Source organism: Streptomyces sp. Tue6028, assembly GCF_002300165.1.
Taxonomy (GTDB): domain Bacteria; phylum Actinomycetota; class Actinomycetes; order Streptomycetales; family Streptomycetaceae; genus Streptomyces; species Streptomyces siamensis.
In genome coordinates this window covers 12,985-33,563 of the sequence record NZ_MLCE01000030.1, presented here as the reverse complement: position 1 = coordinate 33,563, position 20,579 = coordinate 12,985, and the positions used below count along the sequence as shown (strand labels likewise).

Genomic DNA, 20,579 nt, shown 5'->3' with positions numbered 1-20,579 from the left:
GGGCCCGGACGGCGGCCCGGCTCAGACCACGGGGAGCGTGCGAGGACCGAGATCGTCACGCACGGGGGCTCGGGCCAGCCGCACGGTGGCGCCGAGCACGCTGAGGCCGTGCGGGGCGACCACCACGGGCTCCAGCGACACGGCGACGACCTCGGGATGGTCGTCGACCAGCCGGGACACCCGCAGCAGCAGCTCTTCGAGGGCAGCCGTGTCGACCGGCGCGGAGCCCCGCCAGCCGAACAGCAGCGGCGCCGTCCTGATCGACCTGACCAGGGAGGTCGCCTCCCGGTCGGTGACCGGGACCAGCCGGTGCGCGGTGTCGCCGAGCAGTTCGGAGGCGGCCCCGGCGAGCCCGAAGGACAGGACCGCCCCGGCCGCCGGGTCGATGACGGCGCGTACGACGGTGTCCACTCCGCGCGGCGCCATCGCCTGGACGACGGGGCGCAGCTCGTGGGGCGTCCCGAACAGGTCGGTCAACTCCGTGTACGCCCGTCGCAATTGTTCCTCGTCCGCCAGGTCGAGCCGGACTCCTCCCAGGTCGGCGCGGTGCCGCAGGTGCGGGGCGGTGGTCTTGAGGGCCACGGGATAGCCGAGGGTGCGCGCGGCCTGCACGGCGTCGTCGACCGTGGGCGCGGGCAGGGCCCGGCGCACGTCGATGCCGTAGCGCCCGAGCAGGACGCAGGCCTCCTCCGCGCCGAGCGTCAGTCCCTCGCCTCGTGCGAGGAGGGCGTCGATCTGCGCGGCCGCTCCCTTCTCGTCGATGTCCTCGTACTCGGGCACCTTGCCGGGCTGGGCGGCGTCGCGTCGCCACTGGGCGTATCTGACGGCCTCGGCGAGGGCGCGGACGGCGCGCTCGGCCGCGGGGTAGGCCGGGATGAGGCGGCGGTCCGGCACCGACGCGGATCCCGTCGGCGCCGGCGGGCCCTCGCCGGGCGGACCGGGGGGCCGCGATGCGGGCGGGGCCGAGGCGGCGGGGGTGCGGGCGCTGTCCGCGGCTCCGGGAGCCGGGGCCGCAGCCTGGGGTGCGGCCTGGGGCGCGGTGCTCGCCGCCGCGGACAGCGCCTCGGCGAGTCCGCCGAGCTCGACGTGCACGACCAGCACCGGCTTCGTGGGGGCCTCGGCGGAGGCCGAGCGCAGGGCCTCGGCGAGGGCCGCGTCCCGGGCGGACGTCTCCCCCACCGCAGGGATCGCCGTCACCACGACGGCGTCGCAGCCACCCTCGGACAGGGCGTGGGCCAGCGCGCGCCGGAAGTCCTCCGCCGATGCCGCCGTGGTCAGGTCCAGCGGGGGCAGTGGGCGCAGCCCCTGGGCGAGGCACGCGTCGTAGGTGAGGAGTCCCAGCGACTCCGAATTGCCGAGGATGGCCACCCGGGGACCCTGGGGCAGCGGCTGACGGGCCAGGAGCAGGCCGGCGTCGACCAGTTCGGTGATGGTGTCCACGCGGATCACCCCGGCCTGCCGCAACAGGGCGGACACGGTGGCGTACGGCAGGCGGGTGGGCCGCACGGTGTGACCGAGGGGCGCCACTCCGCCGTGCCGCGCGCCCTGCACCACGACGAGCGGCTTGGCCGCCGCCGTCCGGCGGGCCAGGCGCGTGAACTTGCGCGGGTTGCCGATGGATTCGAGGTACATGAGGGCGACGTCGGTGTCCGGGTCGTCGTACCAGTACTGGAGGACGTCGTTGCCCGAGACGTCCGCGCGGTTGCCCGAGGAGACGAAGGTGGACACGCCGGTCACACCGGTGACACCGCCGCCGCGCCGGTGCAGCCGGGACAGCAGGGCGATGCCGATGGCCCCGGACTGGGCGAACAGTCCTATCCGCCCGGGGCGCGGCATCTCAGGGGCGAGCGAGGCGTTGAGGCGCACCTGCGGGGACGTGTTGATGACGCCGAAGGCGTTGGGGCCGATGATCCGCATGCCGTACGAGCGTGCCTGGCGCACCAGTTCGCGCTGGAGCCGGCGTCCTTCGGGGCCGCTCTCCGCGTATCCGGCGGAGACCACCACGAGTCCCTGCACCCCGTGCACCCCGCACTCCGCGACGACCTCGGGGACGTAGGGCGCGGGCACGGCGACGACCGCGAGGTCGACGGGCTCGGTGATGTCGCGCACGGAGCGGTAGGCGGGGACGCCGTCGAGTTCCTTCTCCTGGAGCGCCTTGTTGACCGCGAAGAGGCGGCCCGTGAAGCCGGCGTCGCGGAGGTTGGCGAGGACGCTGCGGCCGACGCCGCCGGGGGTGCGGCCCGCGCCGATGACGGCGACCGAGCCGGGGGCGAGCAGCCGCTGCACGGACCTGGCCTCGGCGCGCTGCTCGCGCGCCCACTGGACGGCACGCGAGCGGTCGGTGGGTTCGAGGTCGAACTCCAGGCGTACGACGCCGTCCTCGAAGCTGCGCTTCTGGGTGTACCCGGCGTCCGTGAACACCTTGATCATCTTGTTGTTCGCGGGCAGCACCTCGGCGGCGAAGCGGCGGATGCCTCGCTCACGGGCCACGGCCGCGATGTGTTCGAGGAGGGCCGAGGCGACACCGCGGCCCTGGTGGGCGTCCTGGACGAGGAAGGCGACCTCGGCCTCGTCGGCGGGGGCGGACGCGGGCAGGCCGTCGGCATTGATGCGGTCGTAGCGTACGGTGGCGATGAACTCGCCGCCCACTGTGGCCGCGAGACCCACCCTGTCCACAAAGTCGTGGTGCGTGAAGCGGTGGACGTCCTTCGCGGACAGGCGCGGATACGGCGCGAAGAAGCGGTAGTACTTCGACTCGTCGGACACCTGCTCGTAGAAGCTGACCAGGCGCTCGGCGTCATCGACGGTGATGGGCCTGATGCGTGCGGTGCCGCCGTCGCGCAGCACCACGTCGGCTTCCCAGTGAGCGGGGTACGCGTGCCCGTCCGGCGAGGTCTGCATGGGCCCCAGAGTACGGCTCGCGTCCGACAACGGCGCGAGGCAGTCTGTGGAGGACGGAAGCCGGATCGAGGCCGCGATCCGGCGACACTCGGGACGGGACTCCGGACCGCTCCGGGCAGTCTTCACGTTATGGGACACTGGTCTAGACAACCCTGAACACCTGAAGGGCAGCATCACATGGCTGAGCGCCGCGTCAACGTCGGCTGGGCTGAGGGCCTCCACGCCCGCCCCGCCTCCATCTTCGTCCGGGCCGCCACGGCCTCCGGCATCCCCGTGACGATCGCCAAGGCCGACGGGAACCCCGTCAACGCGGCCTCCATGCTCGCGGTCCTCGGCCTGGGTGCCCAGGGCGGCGAGGAGATCGTCCTCGCCTCCGACGCCGAGGGTGCGGACGCCGCCCTCGACCGCCTTGCCAAGCTCGTCGCCGAGGGTCTCGAGGAGCTCCCCGAGACCGTCTGAGCGCATTGCCGGCGACGGCGGCCTTCGCCCCGAAAGGCGAAAGAACGCCGTCCCGCACATCCGCCGAAGGGCTCGTCCGAGAATCTCGGACGAGCCCTTTGCTTTTCCCGTTTCCGGGCAGCAGAAATAATCCCCCGCGAATTACTCCTCTTTGTATACGGCGCCCGTGTTAATGCCGCACGCCCGTCATGTTTACGGGATGTTGCGAAGTCCTCACACGTTCCGCCCGGTCCCCGCCGCCGGGAAAACGCAGCCGGTGCGCGGCCGTCGCGCGCTCCGCGTGCAGAGCCGTGATCGACCGCGCCCGCTCGCTGTCGCCCCGCGCGACGGCGTCCACGATCCCGCCGTGCTCCGCCCAGGACTCCGCCGGGCCGGCCGACACCTCCACGGTGTACATCCAGGCGATCTTGTGCCGCAGCTGGGCGAGCGTGGAGGTCAGCGCCGGACTGCCGGAGGCTTGCGCGAGGGTCTCGTGGAACCAGCCGCCCAAGGAGCGCAGATCCTCGCTGTGCCCCCTCCTGGCGCGCTCCTGACCGAGCCTGACCAGGCCCCGGAGCACCTTCAGATGGGCTTCGGTGCGGCGCTGGGCGGCCCGCGCCGCACCCAGCGGCTCCAGCAGCATCCGCATCTCCAGCAGGTCCGACGCCTCCTGCTCGGTCGGCTCGGCGACACAGGCGCCCGCGTGCCGTCGGGTGACGACGAAGCCCTCGGCCTCCAGAGTGCGCAGGGCCTCGCGCACGGGGACACGCGAGACGCCGTAGCGGCGGGCGAGCAGTTCCTCGGTGAGCCGGCTGCCGCGCTCGTAGACGCCCGCGACGATGTCGTCACGGATCGCCGTGCATACCGAGTGCGCCGGAATACGCATGACCGGACCTCCGCTTTAATGCCCGCGAAACGCCATCGATTGACGCCTGTTCAGTGACTCTATTGCAGGCAGCCGGAATTTCCGACGGGAGGCCGGAATCCATGGATATTTTTTGGACAGATGACCGGCCGAAACGACGATGCCCCGGCTCGGTGAGCCGGGGCATCCAAAGTCGTGAAGAAGTCGCGGAGCGGACGTCGGAGGTCCGCACCGCGCGAGCGGCGGCGCGTCGGACGTCCGTGCCCCGCGGGCGGAGGTGCGTCAGACGCTCACACCGCGCGCGCGGAGGTAGCCGACGGGGTTCATGTCCGAGCCGTACTCCGCGGTCGTACGGGCCTCGAAGTGGAGGTGCGGTCCGGTGGTGTTCCCGGTGGACCCGGAGAGGGCTATCTGCTGCCCCGGGGTGACCGCCTGGCCGACGGAGACGCCGATGGACGACAGGTGGCCGTACATGGTGTACGTACCGTCGTGCATCTTGATCACGACCTGGTTGCCGTAGGCGCCGCCCCAGCCGGCCGTGACGACCGTGCCCGAGCCGACGGCGTGGACCGGGGTGCCGGACGCCGCGTGGAAGTCGACGCCGGTGTGGCTGCCGGAGGACCAGAGGCTGCCACCGGTCTTGTAGCCCGTGGAGACGTACGAGCCGGTGATCGGCAGGACGAAGGAGTTGAGGCGCTTGCGCTCGGCCTCACGGGCGGCGCGCTCCTTGGCCTCACGCTTCTTCTTGGCCTCCTCGGCGGCCCGCTTGCGGGCGGCCTCCTCCGCCTTCTTCAGCGCCGCGGCCTCGTCGGCGGCGCGCTGCTGCGCAACGGCCTGCTCGTCGATCTGCTCGGCGACCGAGTCGCCGAGGCTGACGACCGGGGTCAGTCCGGTCTGCTCGACGGAGGGCTCGGCGGCGAGCGCGGGTGCGGCCAGCGCCCCGACGACGCCGGTGGTGGTGAGCGCCGCGACGCCGACGGCGTTCGTGGTGGTGCGCTTCACGCGGCTCGGACGACGATGCTTCCCGGTGCCACAGGTGAACGCCATGTAGGGGCTGGTCCTTTCCTTCCTTCTCGCCTACCGGGTTAGCTGACGGGTTCGGAGCAGGAAGGTCTCCTACGGACCCCCTCCGGGAGGGTGTCCGATTCACCCCAGGGACTGCGTATGGGTCCCCGGCTCCCCTGGCTCGCGCCGTACGGGGACTCGGCGATGGCTGTCCGGTGCCGCGGGCGCGGCGCATTGCCTGGCGAACAGCCGGATCGACGCTAGACGGGGCGTCTTTCAAACAACAAACGGATCACGGTTTTTGTAGTGCATGCCACAGGGCAGACAGGCAACCTCCCTCCCAATACGGACAAATCGAGGAGAGAGTCCGGACAAAGCGAGACCCAGGTGACGTAAGCGTCACCTGGGCCTCCGAGACTTGGTGCCGTTCTACTCGGCCGTCACGACGGTCACTTCACCGATTCCGAGGGCCTGGACGGGCTCCTTGATCTGCTCGGCGTCGCCCACCAGGACCGTCACCAGCCGGTCCACCGGGAAGGCGTTCACGACGGCCGCCGTGGCCTCCACGGTGCCCGTCGCGGCCAGCTGCTGATACAGCGTCGCCTGGTAGTCGTCGGGCAGGAACTGCTCGACCTGGTCCGCGAGTGTGCTCGCCACGGCCGCCGCGGTCTCGAACTTGAGGGGCGCCACACCGACCAGGTTCTGCACGGCGACGTCCCGTTCCGCATCGGTCAGACCCTCCGCGGCGAGGGTGCGGAGCACCTTCCACAGGTCGTCGAGCGCCGGACCCGTGTTCGGGGTGTCCACGGAGCCGCTGATGGCGAGCATCGCCACGCCCGTGGTGCCCGCGGAGGACGACGGCGCGGCCCGCAGGACCTGGCCGAACGCCCGTACGCCGTAGGTGTATCCCTTCTCCTCGCGCAGGACCCGGTCCAGACGTGAGGTGAGGGTGCCGCCGAGGCAGTAGGTGCCGAGCACCTGGGCGGGCCACACACGGTCGTGCCGGTCGGCCCCCACACGGCCGATGAGCAGCTGCGTCTGGACGGCGCCGGGCCGGTCGACGATGATCACGCGGCCCGTGTCGTCGGCGCTCACCGGCGGCACCGGGCGCGGCTCGGCGGACGAGCCGGTCCAGGCGCCGAGCGTGTCGCCGAGCAGTTCGTCGACGTCGACGCCGGTGAGGTCACCGACGATGACCGCGGTGCCGGTCGCGGGACGCACGTGCTTCTCGTAGAAGGCGCGCACGGCCGCCGAGTCGATGCTCTCGACGGTCTCCTCGGTGCCCTGCCGCGGGCGCGACATGCGCGAGGTCGACGGGAACAGCTCCTTGGAGAGCTCCTTGGCGGCGCGGCGGGCCGGGTTGGCCGTCTCGTGCGGGATCTCGTCCAGCCGGTTGCGCACCAGCCGCTCGACCTCGCTGTCCGCGAACGCCGGTGCCCGCAGGGCGTCGGCCAGCAGACCGAGCGCCTTGGGCAGGCGGGAGACGGGGACTTCGAGCGACAGACGCACGCCGGGGTGGTCCGCGTGCGCGTCCAGCGTGGCGCCGCAGCGCTCCAGCTCCGCGGCGAACTCCTCGGCGGAGTGCTTGTCCGTGCCCTCCGAGAAGGCCCGCGCCATGATGGTGGCGACGCCGTCCAGACCGGCGGGCTCGGCCTCCAGGGGCGCCGCGAGCAGCACCTCGACGGCGACGACCTGCTGACCGGGGCGGTGGCAGCGCAGCACCGTCAGGCCGTTGTCCAGAGTGCCGCGCTCGGGGGCCGGGAACGCCCAGGGCTTGGCCTCGCCCGCCTGGGGCTGCGGGTGGAAATCCATGCTCGCGAGCTCGGTCACTTCGCCGACTCCTCGTCTTCGTCGGTGGTTTCGGCGGCCTGAGGGGCCTCGGCGATCGGCTCGTAGACGAGCACCGCGCGGTTGTCGGGGCGCAGCCGGGCCTTGGCGATCTCCTGGACCTCCTCGGCGGTGACGGCGAGGACGCGCTGCACGGCGGTCAGGGCGAGCTGCGGGTCGCCGAACAGGACGGCGAACCGGCACAGTTCGTCGGCGCGGCCCGCGACCGTGCCCAGCCGGTCCAGCCACTCGCGCTCCAGCTGGGCCTGCGCCCGCTCCATCTCCTCGGCGGTGGGCCCCTCCTCGGCGAACCGGGCGAGCTCCGCGTCGACGGCGGCCTCGATGACCGGGACCTCGACGTCTCCGGACGTCTTCACGTCGAGCCATCCCAGGGAGGGCGCTCCGGCGAGCCTGAGCAGGCCGAACCCGGCCGCGACGGCGGTGCGGTCGCGGCGGACCAGCCGGTTGTAGAGCCGGGACGACTCGCCACCGCCGAGGACGGTGAGGGCGAGGTCGGCCGCGTCGCACGCGCGCGTGCCGTCCTCCGGGAGCCGGTAGGCGGCCATCAGGGCGCGCGCCGGGACCTCTTCCTCGACGACCTCGCGCAGCTGCTCGCCGATGACGTCGGGCAGCGAGCCGTCGCGCGGCGCGGGCTTGCCGTCGTGTCCGGGGATCGAACCGAAGTACTTCTCGATCCAGGCGAGCGTCTGCTGCGGATCGATGTCACCGACGACCGACAGGACCGCGTTGTTGGGCGCGTAGTACGTGCGGAAGAACGCACGCGCGTCCTCCAGGGTGGCGGCGTCCAGGTCCGCCATCGACCCGATGGGGGTGTGGTGGTACGGGTGGCCCTCGGGGTACGCCAGCGCGGTCAGCTTCTCGAACGCGGTGCCGTACGGGACGTTGTCGTAGCGCTGACGACGCTCGTTCTTCACGACGTCGCGCTGGTTCTCCATCGACTCCTCGTCGAGCGCGGCGAGCAGCGAGCCCATGCGGTCGGCCTCCAGCCAGAGCGCGAGCTCCAGCTGGTGGGTGGGCATGGTCTCGAAGTAGTTGGTGCGCTCGAAGCTCGTCGTGCCGTTGAGCGAACCACCGGCGCCCTGGACGAGCTCGAAGTGGCCGTTTCCGTGGACCTGCTTGGAGCCCTGGAACATCAGGTGCTCGAAGAGGTGAGCAAGTCCGGTACGGCCGTTGACCTCGTGGCGCGAGCCGACGTCGTACCAGAGGCACACCGCCGCGACCGGGGTCAGGTGGTCCTCGGAGAGCACCACGCGCAGGCCGTTGGCCAGGCGGTGCTCGGTCGCTGTCAGGCCGCCGGAGCCTGCCTCGGCTGTGGCCGTGTGACCCATGGGCATGTACGTCCCTTCGATCGCGGAAAACTGCCTTTTCCTGTCGGTCCTGCCACTGTATGCAAGCGCGCGGAAAGCTGGCGAAGTTCCCGCACCCCGTACGCCGAGAGCGAGACTCACGTGTACTACGGTCCCTGCCGGGCGAGTCGGCGGGACACGCCGCGGACGGAAACCCCGGTGTGCCGCGAGCAGGTCTCCCGGCGTGCCGTGGACGCGGCCCGGAATTCGGCGAGGGCAGGTCCGGGACCGGTCGTGGACAGGTCCGGGGATCTGTCGTGGACAGGTCCGGTGATTGTCTTCGCGAGGGCCGGGGACTCGTCACCGACCGGGTCCGGGGCCTGTCGCGGAACGCGGCCGGGACCCTCCTCGGACCGGGTCCGGGACCTGTCACGGAAGGGTCGCGAGACCCGCTACGGACGGGTCGCGGTCCACGATGTCAGTGGGGCGGTCCACAATGGTCCGCGTCAGAACCCGTTCATGCCCCGGCAGAGACTGTGAAGGAGCCGCAGCAGCGATGGCCCGCCGCAGCACGAAGACCCCGCCGCCCGACGACTCGTACGAGGAGAAGATCCTCGACATCGACGTCGTGGACGAGATGCAGGGCTCCTTCCTTGAGTACGCGTACTCGGTCATCTACTCGCGAGCCCTGCCGGACGCCCGGGACGGGCTCAAGCCCGTGCACCGCCGCATCGTCTACCAGATGAACGAGATGGGCCTGCGCCCCGACCGCGGCTACGTGAAGTGCGCCCGCGTCGTCGGCGAGGTCATGGGTAAGCTCCACCCGCACGGCGACGCGTCGATCTACGACGCGCTGGTGCGCCTGGCCCAGCCCTTCTCGATGCGCCTGCCGCTGGTCGACGGCCACGGCAACTTCGGCTCGCTGGGCAACGACGACCCGCCGGCCGCGATGCGCTACACCGAGTGCCGGATGGCCGACGCCACGTCACTGATGACCGAGTCCATCGACGAGGACACGGTCGATTTCACGCCGAACTACGACGGCCAGGAGCAGGAGCCCGGGGTCCTCCCCGCCGCGTATCCGAACCTCCTGGTCAACGGCTCGCAGGGCATCGCCGTCGGCATGGCCACCAACATGCCGCCGCACAACCTCGGCGAGGTGATCGCCGCCGCCCGGCACCTGATCCGCCACCCCGGCGCCGACCTCGACACGCTGATGAAGTACGTCCCGGGCCCCGACCTGCCCACGGGCGGCCGGATCGTCGGCCTGTCCGGCATCAGGGACGCGTACGAGAACGGCCGGGGCACCTTCAAGATCCGCGCCACGGTCTCCGTGGAGAACGTGACCGCGCGCCGCAAGGGCCTCGTCGTCACCGAACTGCCCTTCACCGTCGGCCCGGAGAAGGTGATCTCGAAGATCAAGGACCTGGTCGGCTCCAAGAAGCTCCAGGGCATCGCGGACGTCAAGGACCTCACCGACCGTGCGCACGGACTGCGCCTGGTCATCGAGGTCAAGAACGGCTTCGTGCCGGAGGCCGTCCTCGAACAGCTCTACAAGCTGACGCCGATGGAGGAGTCCTTCGGCATCAACAACGTGGCGCTGGTGGACGGTCAGCCGCTCACCCTGGGCCTCAAGGAGCTCCTGGAGGTCTACCTCGACCACCGCTTCGAGGTCGTCCGCCGTCGCAGCGAGTTCCGTCGCGGCAAGAAGCGCGACCGGCTGCACCTGGTCGAGGGTCTCCTCGTCGCCCTGCTGGACATCGACGAGGTCATCCGCCTCATCCGCTCCAGCGAGAACTCCGCGCAGGCCAAGGAGCGCCTGATCGAGCGGTTCTCGCTCTCCGAGGTGCAGACGCAGTACATCCTCGACACGCCGCTGCGCCGGCTCACCAAGTTCGACCGCATCGAGCTGGAGTCGGAGCGCGACCGGCTGAACGGCGAGATCGACGAGCTGACCGGGATCCTGGAGTCGGACACGGAGCTGCGCAAGCTCGTCTCCGCCGAACTGGCCGCGGTCGCCAAGAAGTTCGGCACCGACCGGCGCACCGTGCTCCTCGAGTCCGCGGGCGCGCCCGCCACGACGGTCCCGCTCCAGGTGGCGGACGACCCGTGCCGGGTGCTGCTGTCCTCCACGGGCCTGCTGGCGCGCACGGCGAACGGCGACGCGTTCGCGGACGCCGCGGAGGCCCGGCGCACCAAGCACGACGTGATCGTCTCCGCGGTGCCCGCGACCGCGCTCGGCGAGGTGGGCGTGGTCACGTCCTCCGGCCGCCTCCTGCGGCTGAACGTGATCGACCTCCCGCAACTGCCGGAGACGGCCACAGCGCCCAACCTCTCCGGAGGCGCGCCCATCTCGGAGTTCCTGTCCTCCCTGGAGGCGGACGAGACGGTGGTGTGTCTGACGACGCTCGACGAGTCGTCGCCGGGACTGGCCGTCGGCACGGAACAGGGCGTCGTCAAGCGTGTGGTCCCCGACTACCCCTCGAACAAGGAGGAGTTGGAGGTCATCGCGCTCAAGGACGGCGACCGCATCGTCGGCGCCGCGGAGCTGCGCACCGGCGAGGAGGACCTCGTCTTCATCACGGACGACGCCCAGCTGCTGCGCTACCAGGCCTCGCAGGTCCGCCCGCAGGGCCGGGCCGCGGGCGGCATGGCGGGCATCAAGCTCACCGACGGCGCCAAGGTGATCTCCTTCACCGCCGTCGATCCCGCGGTCGACGCGGTGGTGTTCACGGTCGCGGGATCCCGCGGCACGCTGGACGACTCCGTCCAGACCACGGCCAAGCTCACCCCGTTCGACCAGTACCCGCGCAAGGGCCGCGCCACGGGTGGTGTGCGCTGCCAGCGGTTCCTGAAGGGCGAGGACTGCCTGTCGCTGGCCTGGGCCGGCGCGACGCCCGCTCGGGCCGCGCAGAAGAACGGCACACCGGTCGAGCTGCCGGACGTCGACCCGCGCCGCGACGGCTCGGGCGTGTCCCTCGCGAAGACGGTGGCCGTGGTGGCGGGCCCGGTGTAGTCCGCGGGCCCTGTCCGCTCAGAGCTCAGGGGCCCTGGCCGCCGCGTCTCAGCGGTCGGGGTCCGTGTCGTCGGGGGCCTGTACGTAGCGGAGGACGCCCCACATGCTGTGCTCGTCGGCGTGTGGGGCGTCCTCCTTGCATGCCTCCAGCTCCTTGGCCAGTGCCGCCGCGTCGATGCCGGAGCCGATCAGGACGAGCTGGGTGAGGCGCTCCTCGGCGCGGCCCCAGGGTTCCGGGTAGAAGCGCAGAAACCTTCCGACGGCGTGGACGGCGTAGCGGTTGGCGGTGTCCTGCACGCCGAAGTCGACGTACCCCTTGATGCGGTAGAGACCCTCCGGCCGGCTGTCGAGGAAGGCCATCAGCCTCCGCGGGTCGAGCGGCACCTCGGAGCTGAAGGAGACGGATTCGTAGGCGGAGTGCAGATGACCGGTGTGACCGGGCGCCGCGTGCCCGTGGCCGTCATGCCCCTCCTCGTGCTCCTGCCCGTGCTCGCCCTCGTCGTGCAGATCGTCGAAGGACAGCTGTCCGACGCGTTCCTCGCTCGGCCGGCAGTCGAAGAGGAACTCCGGATCGATACGACCGTACGTGGCGGGGACGACGGCGGCGCGGCCGGCGAGCTCCCGGACGGTGCGCAGCACTCGTTCGCCGTCGGCGGCACGGTCGACCTTGTTGACGACGACGAGGTCGGCGATGCCGAGGTGCCGTTCGATCTCGGGATGCCGTTCCCGGGTGGAGTCGAACTCGGCCGCGTCGACGACCTCGACGAGCCCCCCGTACACGATCCCCGGGTGCTCGCCGGCGAGCACCATCCGCACGAGCTCCTGGGGCTCGGCCAGGCCGCTCGCCTCGATGACGATGACGTCGACACGCGCCGAGGGCTGGGCGAGCCGTGTCAGGTACTGGTCGAGCTCGCCGGCGTCGACGGCGCAGCAGAGGCACCCGTTGCCCAGGGAGACGGTCGAGTCGCCCAGCGCCCCGGCCACCGCCATGGCATCGATCTCGATCGCCCCGAAGTCGTTGACGACGGCCGCGATACGGCTGCCGCCGCTGCGGTGCAGGAGGTGGTTGAGCAGCGTGGTCTTGCCCGAGCCGAGAAACCCGGCGAGCACGACGACGGGAATCTGCCCGGGCACACCCTGCGCGTTCGGGGGACGCTCGGGACTGGACGGCTGGCTCAACGGGCGACCTCTTTCACACCGGTACGTGCACCGGCTCGCGGACCGGCTCCCGTACGAGCGCGGCTCACACACCGGCACTCGTAGGGACAATCAATGCCGACCCAGCATACGAGTGGGGGGAAACGCCCCGAAGTGAACGATTGTTAGCGGCGCTCGCGGGGCACACGTTGGACATGGCGCCGGGATACACGACCCGCACTTCCCTCCGTGCGCCTCCTCTCCGCCTCCCTGCCGATCAGAGCCGCTCGGCAACACTGGGAGACGGCAAGCGCGCCGCCCACCGCTCGCCGGTCCGCTCCCTGTCGCCCCACCACCGACGACCGGCGCAAGGTCGCCTGATTCGGGGGTTGACATGACCACACAGAGGACCGGCATACGGGGCTTGCGTGCCGTCGCCGCAGCGGGGATGGGCGTGGTGACGGGAGTCGTCACCACGCTGGCCGCGCAGCGGCACGCACTCGACGCGCTGCGCCTGCGCATCGAGTACCTGGAGCAGCAGGCGCAGACCCAGCGCGACACCAATCGCGCCCTCCAGCAACGCCTGCACTGGGAACTGCTGAGCAAGGCCATGGACGACCCCGAACTGGCGGAGGTGCTGGACACCTACGACGAGCCCTTCTCGACGAAGAAGCAGCGTCAGTTCCTCTTCGCCAACGCCCTCTACACGAACGCCCTCTGCTACTACCGGATCGGCAACATCAGCCGGGAAGAGTTCTTCGGCTTTGTCCGCGGCATCCTGCAGAATCGCATCTTCCGTGAGTACTGGTACGCCACCCGGCCGCACCGCGCGACCCTCATCGACTCGTCCGAGGAGGCCGAGCTGGGACGCATGGTCGACGACCTGCTGCGTCAACTCGAAGAGACCGACATGGACGAGTGGTGGGTCGTGGGGGAGCCTCCCTCGACGTAGTGCGAACCACGACGCGCCGTGGATTCCTTCCACGCGCCGGGGAATCACACCACCGTGCCAGGGGATCACACCGTCGGGCGATAACGAACTCGTAAATTGAGCCGTTGCTGCTGTTGCCAACAGGGTTGACTGCTCGCGATCGCGAAAGGGTCACCCCCACCGAACAGTCGCTCCATGCCGCCGGTCGTCGAGGTAGCAGCCCCACAGGGTCGCATCGCGCCGCGCAGCCACAGCGCGCAGGCCAAAGCCTTGAGACCAAGGGGAACTTGAACAGTGAGTCAGATCAACCGTCGGCTGGGTGCTCCTCCGAGACTTCGAGGGAGTGTATCCGGGCAGAACTGCCCAGATATTTTCGAGTTGACCGACGGGAACTTCGCGGTAATCGGCACGGATGCCACAGAAGCTCTGGACGCCCTGCTCCCCGCCGACGCAACCCGCGGCGAGGACGGACGGATTGTGCTGCTCACCCGCGAAACCCTGATTTACGCCAAGGCCGACATTCCCGTGGCCTCTACAGACTTTGACGCGTCCCGCGTGCTACCCGGCGCAGCCCCCTCGGGGGTAGCCATGACCAGGCCTGCGCCACAACCCGCATCCAGGGAAGGTCGACAACAGGTGAAAATCGAACGACGTCTCGGCGTGCCGCCTCAGAAGCGAGGCAGTCTGACGGGGCAAACCTGCCCTGACATCTTCGAACTGGAGGACGGCAGCTTCGCCGTCATCGGCACCGAGGCCACAGCGGAGCTCGACCACGAGCTGCCCGCCGACGCCTCGCGTGCGGACTACGAACGCATCGTCATCATCAGCCGTGAAACGTTGGTGCGCGCCAAGGCCGACATCCCGGACACCTGACGACACCGCGCTCTCACCACCTGATGTGAATTTCCGGGCTCGGCACCAGACTTGGGTGCCGAGCCCTTTCTGATTCCGCCGGCCGCCGAGCCCGCAGCCGGCCCGGCTCAGACCATCTGCGGCACGGCCGCCGGCGCCCCCGGCCCCACATACCGTGCCGCCGGACGGATGATCTTCGAGTCCTCCGACTGTTCCAGGATGTTGGCGCTCCAGCCGACCACGCGGGCGGCGGCGAAGGTCGGGGTGAACATCTCCCGGGGCAGGCCGCAGAGTTCCATGACCACGCCCGCGTAGAACTCCACGTTCGTGTGCAGCTCCCGGCCCGGCTTGAGCTCGGCGAGGATCGCTTCCACCTGGCGTTCGACCTCGACGGCGAAGTCGACCAGCGGGCCGCCGAAGGACTGTGCGATGCCCCGGAGCATGCGCGAGCGGGGATCCTCCGTGCGGTAGACCGGGTGCCCGAATCCCATGATGCGATCGCCGGCCAGGACGCGTTCACGGATCCATGGGTCGATGCGCTCGGGGGTGCCGATCGCGTCGAGGGTGTCCAGGGCCCTGCTGGGAGCACCGCCGTGGAGAGGTCCGGACAGGGCGCCGACCGCTCCCACGAGGCACGCCGCCACGTCCGCTCCCGTGGACGCGATCACGCGTGCCGTGAAGGTTGATGCATTGAAACCGTGGTCAATGGTTGAGATGAGATATTGCTCGATCGCACGGGCCCGCCTGACATCGGGTTCGGAGCCCGTCAACATGTACAGATAGTTGGCGGCGTATCCGAGATCCTCGCGCGGCTCCACCGGGTCCAGGCCCTGGCCGAGGCGGTACAGCGCGGTGAGCAGCGTCGGGACGGCCGCGGTGACCGTGAGCGTGTCCGCGAGGCGCCGCTCGGCGTCGATGTCGTACACAGGCCGGAATCCGGCTGCGGCACCGAGGAGCGACAGCGCCGTCCGCAGCCCGGCGAGCGGCCCCGAGAGGCGCGTCGCCGCTGCGATCGCGGGCAGCGCGGTGCGGACCTCGTCCGGCAGCCGGCGCAGCCGCGCCGTCCGCGCGGCGAACGCCGCGCGCTGTGCCGCGTCGGGCAGTTCGCCGTGGACGAGCAGATGCCAGACGTCCTCGAAGCCGCGGGTCTGCGCGAGTTCGACGGCCGAGTACTGGCGGTAGTGGTAGAAGCCCTCCAGCCCCCTGACGTCACCCAGTCGAGTGTCGGTGACGACGACGCCCGCGAGTCCTCGCGGTACGTCGACGGAGGTGGTGGACGCGGCCCGGTTGATCGACATGTTTCCTCCCTGGACTTGACCCGACTGTCCATGCTTGACTCAATCACTGTCAATATTGATCCAATCAATACACTCATCCATGGATACGGTGGCGCCATGAGGGATCAAGAAGCGGCAGCGTCCGGGCACGAGGGCCGACGGCTCAGCACCAAGGAGACCGCCGAGCTGCTCGGAGTGAAGCCCGAGACCGTGTACGCCTACGTGAGCCGCGGCCAGCTGAGCAGCCGGCGCGAACCGGCCGGCCGCGGCAGCACCTTCGACGCCAAGGAGGTGGAGGCGCTCGCACGCCGCAACAGGCGTGACACCGGGGCGAGTTCGAGCACGGGCGACGAGTTGTCCGTGCGCACCCGCATCACCCTCATCGACAAGGACCGGTACTACTTCCGCGGGGTCGACGCGACGGAGTTGGCCGCGGTGTACTCCTACGAGGAGATCGCCGAGTGGCTCTGGACCGGACAGCTGCGCCCTGGCGTCACCTTCACCGCCCCCGAGGCGTCCGTCGCCGTCGCGCGCCGCGCCGTGGACGCGCTGCCCGAGCACAGCGGCCCGACCGACCGGCTGCGCGTGGCGGCGATCGCCGCGGCCGCCGCCGATCCACTGCGCTTCGACCTCACCGAGAACGCCGTCCTGGGCACCGGACGGACCCTGATCCCCACGCTCGTGGCGGCCCTTCCGCCCCTGCGTCACGACCACCGCGACGACGGCCCGCTCGCCCACCGCCTGTGGGGGCGGCTGACCGGACGTACTCCGGACGACGCGTCACTGCGTGTGCTGGACACGGCACTTGGCCTTCTCGTGGACCACGACCTCGCCGCCTCGACGCTGGCGGTCCGGGTCGCGGCGTCGGCCCGCGCCCACGCGTACGCCGCGGTGTCGGCGGGCCTCGGCGCACTCGAAGGCCCCCTTCACGGCGCGGCCAGCAGGCTCGCCCACCGGATGCTCCTCGACGTCCTGGACCGCGGCACGGCCGCCCCCGTCGTCGCCGACGAACTGCGCGCCGGGCGCCGTGTCCCCGGGCTCGGTCACCGGCTCTACCCCGGCGAGGACCCCCGCGCGCGTGCTCTGTTCGCCCTGCTGGAGGACGTCCCCGCCGCCGGGCCCGCGCTGGCGGCGGCCCAGGACGTCGTGACGACGACCGCCCGTCACGCGCCCCTGCACGCCAATGTCGACCTGGCGCTGGCCGTCCTCACCGTCTCGTCCGGCATGTCCGCCTCCGCAGGGGAGACGGTCTTCGCCGTCGCCCGTACGGCGGGCTGGATCGCCCACACCCTGGAGGAGTACGCGGAGCGCCCCCTGCGCATGCGCCCGAGCGGCCGGTACGTGGGGGAACGCCCGCCGCAGCCGCTCCCCCGCTAGGAGATGCGCTCCCGTCCCGAGCCGCACACGCCCTCATGTGCGCCTGTACCACCCCAAGTGCGCCCCCATCGGCGGGGCCGGAAGTCGCCCCGGCTCAAGTCAGGTTAGGCTCACCTCTGTGAGTATGTGCACGACCGCGTCGCGGCACCTCGACGAGCCCCTTGCGGGGACTGCGGCCACCGCGAGGACATGGCTGCTGATCGAGCAGCCCGGCCCCTGGGGTGCGAAGGCGCTCACTTCGAGCCACCTGGACCCCACGATCGGTCGTGCCCTCGAAGCGGCGGCGAAAGGCACGGGCGTGCGGATCGCGCTGATCCGCCGCCCCGGACGGCACGCCGACTGCGGGACGCTCGCGGAGCGCCATGTGTACGCCGCGCACACCGCTCCCGGAAACGTGTGGCTGCACAGCGCCATGACGACCGATCCCGAGGACCTGCTCGACCTCGACTTCGCCGCTCTCGGCATGGGCGACCGCCACACCTTCGACAGTGTTCTCCAGGGCGGGCCGCACACGGGCGACCCGCTCGCGCTCGTCTGCACCAACGGCAAGCGCGACCGCTGCTGCGCCCTGCTGGGACGCCCCCTCGCCGCCGAACTCGCCATGTCCGGCGCGGCCGGCGTCTGGGAGGTCACCCATCTGGGCGGACACCGCTTCTCACCGACCGTGCTCGTCCTGCCGTACGGATACGCCTACGGCCGCGCCGAGGCGCACGCCGTCAAGGAGATCGTCCAGGGCGCCCGTGAGGGCCGGATCGTCACCGAGGGATGCCGCGGGAACTCCGCGTGGGAGCGGCCGGGCCAGGCCGCCGAACTGGCCGTGCGCACGGCCCTGGGAGAACACGCGGCCGAGGCCCTGACCGTGGTCCGCACGGAAGGCGCCGCTCCCCGCTGGGAGGTCACCGTCGCGCACACGGACGGCCGTCTGTGGCGCGTCTTCGTCGCCCAGGGCGCCGCTCTGCCGCCGCGCCCGGAGAGTTGCGGTTCGGTGCTGGGCTCGCCCGCCCGGATGGACGTCGTGGCGGTGCGGGCGATGGGGCGGGCGACCGTCGCCGTGGCCTGCTGACGCCGGACCGGCGCATTCGCCGACGCTCGCCGGCCTCGTACCGGGGCACCGTGACCCGGTCCCCACGGCTCCCCCACCCGACGATCAAGAGATCCGTGCCACACTCCCTTCGGCCGGGTGCGCCCGCCCCCGTACCGTCATAGCCATGAGCCCCACTCCCCCCGCACGACGACTGCGCCTCGGTCTGCCGCGGCGGGTGTTCTCGCAGGTGCTGCTGATGCAGGTGGCGATCGCCGCGGGAGTCGCCGTCCTCGCCACCGGGCTGTTCCTCGCACCGCTCAGCGCGCAGCTCGACGACCAGGCGATGCGCCGCGCGCTGGCGATCGCGCAGACCACGGCGGCACAGCCGCAGATCGCCGACGATCTGCGCACGACACGGCCGTCCGCGGCCGGCCCGGTGCAGACCGAGGCGGAGCGGATCCGGACGGCCAGTGGGGCCGAGTACATCGTGGTGATGGACATGCAGGGCATCCGGTGGTCGCACACCGATCCCTCGGAGATCGGCCGGAAGGTCTCCACGGATCCCCGCCAGGCGCTGCGCGGCGAGGATGTCATGGAGATCGACACGGGCACCCTGGGCCGCTCCGCGCGGGGCAAGGTCCCGCTGCGCGACGCCGACGGGAAGATCATCGGCGCGGTCTCGGTCGGCATCAGGTACGACAGCGTGCGGGCACGGCTGGTCGACGCGATCCCCGGCCTGTTCGCGTACGCGGGCGGGGCGATGGCCGTAGGCGCGCTGGCCGCCTATCTGATCTCCCGGAGGGTGCAGCGGCAGACCCGCGATCTGGCCTTCTCCGACATCTCGGCACTGCTCGCGGAGCGCGAGGCGATGCTGCACGGCATCCGGGAGGGCGTGGTCGCGCTCGACGGCGCCGGCCGCGTACGTCTCCTCAACGACGAGGCGCAGCGTCTGCTGGGCCTCGGCTCGGAGGCCATCGGGCAGTCCCTGGACGACGCGCTCGGTCCGGGACGCACGACCGACGTGCTCGCCGGGCGCGTGACCGGGACCGATCTGCTCACCGTGCGCGGCCAGCGCGTCCTGATCGCCAACCGGATGCCCACCGACGACGGCGGCGCCGTCGCCACCCTGCGCGACCGTACGGAGCTGGAGCAGCTCGGCCGGGAGCTCGACTCCACACGCGGCCTGATCGACGCCCTGCGCGCCCAGGACCACGAGCACGCCAACCGCATGCACACACTCCTCGGACTGCTCGAACTGGAGATGTACGACGACGCCGTCGACTTCGTCGGAGAGGTCGTCGGCGACCACAAGGTGACCGCGGAACAGGTCACCGAGAAGGTCCACGACCCGTTGCTCGCGGCCCTGCTGGTCGGCAAGGCGACCGTGGCCGCCGAGCGGGGCGTGGCCCTGTGGATCTCGGACAGGACGCTGCTGCCGGACCGCCTTGTCGACCCCAGGGGACTGGTCACCGTCGTCGGGAACCTCGTCGACAACGCGCTCGACGCCGTCGCGGGCAAGCCTCACGCGCGCGTGGAGGTGGAACTGCGTACCGAAGGCCGCACCGCCGTGCTCCGCGTGCGGGACACCGGGCCCGGGATCCCGCAGGAACAACGGGAACTGGTCTTCACGGACGGATGGACCACCAAGAAGCCCCCGGCGCACGGGAAGCGCGGCATCGGGCTCCCCCTGGTGCGCCGGCTGGCCGAGCGGCAGGGCGGCAGCGCGCGGGTCGCCGAGGCGGACGGCGGGGGCGCGGAGTTCACGGTGGTGCTGCCGGAGGCGCTGACCGAACCCCTGCCGGACGAGGCGGCCGGGCGGGAGGAAGGCCCCGTCCCCGCGCCGGGACCGCGTCTCGTACGGCAGTCCCCGTCCCCCGAGGCCGCAGACCCGGGAGCCACCGCCGCCCCGGACGCCGAGGAGGAGTCGCGATGATCGAGGTACTGGTCGTGGACGACGACACCCGGGTCGCTCGGGTCAACGCCGCCTACGTCGGGAAGGTGCCCGGCTTCCACGTCGCGGGCGAGGCGCACAGCGCGGCGGAGGCCTTGAGCCGGATGGAGGCGCTCCCCCGGGTGGACCTGGTCCTCATGGACCACTACCTGCCGGACGACACGGGTCTCGCCGTGGTCCAGGAGATGCGCCGCCGCGGCCACCAGACCGACGTGATCATGGTGACCGCGGCCCGGGACATCTCGACCGTGCAGGCCGCGATGCGGCAGGGCGCCCTGCAGTACCTGGTCAAGCCGTTCGCCTTCGCGGGGCTGCGCGCCAAGCTGGAGGCCTACGCGGCGCTGCGGCGCACCCTGGACGGCGGCGGTGAGGCCGAGCAGCCCGACGTGGACCGGATCTTCGGCGCGCTGTCCGCCGCCGCGGAGCCGGATCTGCCCAAGGGGCACTCCCCCTCGACCGCGGAGCTGGTGCGCCGCGCGCTGGTGAACGCGGAGGGGCCCCTGTCGGCCCAGGAGATCGCCGACGAGACCGGGCTGAGCCGGCAGACCGCGCAGCGCTATCTGAAGCTCCTGGAGCGCACCGGGCGGGCCAGGCTGACCCTCAAGTACGGCGACGCGGGCCGCCCGGAACATCGCTACGTCTGGGCGACCCGCGTCTGAGCTGCGTGCGTC

The 20,579-nt window shown here is 71.3% G+C and carries 15 protein-coding genes, 1 pseudogene and 1 riboswitch; of the genes and pseudogenes, 9 read left to right on the top strand and 7 right to left on the bottom strand.

The window, feature by feature from the left end; translation table 11 throughout:
- Positions 1 to 21 precede the first annotated feature (21 nt).
- Entirely contained in the window at positions 22 to 2,901 is a 2,880-nt protein-coding gene (locus tag BKI49_RS28465; protein WP_095937127.1) for a bifunctional acetate--CoA ligase family protein/GNAT family N-acetyltransferase, read from the bottom strand.
- Positions 2,902 to 3,078: 177 nt separating this feature from the next.
- On the opposite strand from BKI49_RS28465, the gene BKI49_RS28455 reads away from it, so the two are divergent.
- Positions 3,079 to 3,360, top strand: a complete 282-nt coding sequence (locus BKI49_RS28455) for an HPr family phosphocarrier protein (protein ID WP_028802270.1) — start codon at positions 3,079 to 3,081, stop codon at positions 3,358 to 3,360.
- A 169-nt stretch (positions 3,361 to 3,529) separates the two neighbouring features.
- On the opposite strand, the gene BKI49_RS28450 is transcribed toward BKI49_RS28455, so the two are convergent.
- From BKI49_RS28450 to BKI49_RS28435, 4 genes are all read right to left on the bottom strand, one after another.
- Positions 3,530 to 4,225: a GntR family transcriptional regulator gene (locus tag BKI49_RS28450; RefSeq protein ID WP_095937126.1), complete on the bottom strand. Its 696-nt coding sequence runs from the start codon at positions 4,223 to 4,225 to the stop codon at positions 3,530 to 3,532.
- 261 nt (positions 4,226 to 4,486) lie between these two features.
- Positions 4,487 to 5,251, bottom strand: coding sequence for a M23 family metallopeptidase (locus BKI49_RS28445; protein ID WP_095937125.1), 765 nt, complete (start codon positions 5,249 to 5,251; stop codon positions 4,487 to 4,489).
- 13 nt (positions 5,252 to 5,264) lie between these two features.
- Positions 5,265 to 5,423: riboswitch (cyclic di-AMP (ydaO/yuaA leader) on the bottom strand.
- A 215-nt stretch (positions 5,424 to 5,638) separates the two neighbouring features.
- Positions 5,639 to 7,039 carry a M16 family metallopeptidase gene (locus tag BKI49_RS28440; protein ID WP_095937124.1) on the bottom strand — a complete coding sequence of 467 codons (1,401 nt, stop codon included), beginning with the start codon at positions 7,037 to 7,039 and terminating at the stop codon, positions 5,639 to 5,641.
- Positions 7,036 to 8,391 (bottom strand): M16 family metallopeptidase, encoded by a 1,356-nt coding sequence (locus BKI49_RS28435; protein WP_095937123.1) that lies wholly within the window; start codon positions 8,389 to 8,391, stop codon positions 7,036 to 7,038. Before BKI49_RS28435 ends, BKI49_RS28440 begins: the two co-directional genes overlap by 4 nt.
- Positions 8,392 to 8,899: 508 nt before the next feature.
- Here BKI49_RS28435 and BKI49_RS28430 point away from each other — a divergent pair.
- The gene (locus tag BKI49_RS28430; RefSeq protein ID WP_095937122.1) at positions 8,900 to 11,359 is read left to right on the top strand and encodes a DNA gyrase/topoisomerase IV subunit A; all 2,460 of its coding nucleotides are present in this window, start codon (positions 8,900 to 8,902) and stop codon (positions 11,357 to 11,359) included.
- Between the two features lie 48 nt (positions 11,360 to 11,407).
- Here the strand turns inward: BKI49_RS28430 and BKI49_RS28425 are convergent, their stop codons facing one another.
- The gene (locus tag BKI49_RS28425) at positions 11,408 to 12,538 is read right to left on the bottom strand and encodes a CobW family GTP-binding protein (protein ID WP_257004997.1); all 1,131 of its coding nucleotides are present in this window, start codon (positions 12,536 to 12,538) and stop codon (positions 11,408 to 11,410) included.
- A 352-nt stretch (positions 12,539 to 12,890) separates the two neighbouring features.
- Between BKI49_RS28425 and BKI49_RS28420 the strand changes: the two genes are divergently transcribed.
- The 3 genes and pseudogenes from BKI49_RS28420 to BKI49_RS28410 all read left to right on the top strand — a co-directional run bounded on the left by BKI49_RS28420 (position 12,891) and on the right by BKI49_RS28410 (position 14,300).
- Positions 12,891 to 13,448, top strand: a complete 558-nt coding sequence (locus BKI49_RS28420; protein WP_095937120.1) for a DUF6082 family protein — start codon at positions 12,891 to 12,893, stop codon at positions 13,446 to 13,448.
- Positions 13,449 to 13,721: 273 nt separating this feature from the next.
- Positions 13,722 to 13,958: pseudogene (locus tag BKI49_RS28415) on the top strand (hypothetical protein); the annotation flags it as partial.
- 105 nt (positions 13,959 to 14,063) lie between these two features.
- Complete coding sequence (locus BKI49_RS28410; RefSeq protein ID WP_095937163.1) at positions 14,064 to 14,300, top strand: hypothetical protein; 237 nt, start codon at positions 14,064 to 14,066, stop codon at positions 14,298 to 14,300.
- Positions 14,301 to 14,407: 107 nt separating this feature from the next.
- On the opposite strand, the gene BKI49_RS28405 is transcribed toward BKI49_RS28410, so the two are convergent.
- Positions 14,408 to 15,577: a citrate synthase/methylcitrate synthase gene (locus tag BKI49_RS28405; RefSeq protein WP_095937119.1), complete on the bottom strand. Its 1,170-nt coding sequence runs from the start codon at positions 15,575 to 15,577 to the stop codon at positions 14,408 to 14,410.
- A 96-nt stretch (positions 15,578 to 15,673) separates the two neighbouring features.
- Between BKI49_RS28405 and BKI49_RS28400 the strand changes: the two genes are divergently transcribed.
- From BKI49_RS28400 to BKI49_RS28385, 4 genes are all read left to right on the top strand, one after another.
- Entirely contained in the window at positions 15,674 to 16,933 is a 1,260-nt protein-coding gene (locus BKI49_RS28400; protein WP_095937118.1) for a citrate synthase, read from the top strand.
- A gap of 118 nt (positions 16,934 to 17,051) precedes the next feature.
- Positions 17,052 to 17,996, top strand: a complete 945-nt coding sequence (locus tag BKI49_RS28395) for a sucrase ferredoxin (protein ID WP_095937117.1) — start codon at positions 17,052 to 17,054, stop codon at positions 17,994 to 17,996.
- Between the two features lie 145 nt (positions 17,997 to 18,141).
- Positions 18,142 to 19,890, top strand: coding sequence for an ATP-binding protein (locus tag BKI49_RS28390; protein WP_257004996.1), 1,749 nt, complete (start codon positions 18,142 to 18,144; stop codon positions 19,888 to 19,890).
- The gene (locus BKI49_RS28385) at positions 19,887 to 20,567 is read left to right on the top strand and encodes a response regulator (RefSeq protein WP_095937115.1); all 681 of its coding nucleotides are present in this window, start codon (positions 19,887 to 19,889) and stop codon (positions 20,565 to 20,567) included. The genes BKI49_RS28390 and BKI49_RS28385 overlap by 4 nt, the downstream gene beginning before the upstream one ends.
- Positions 20,568 to 20,579: the final 12 nt, after the last annotated feature.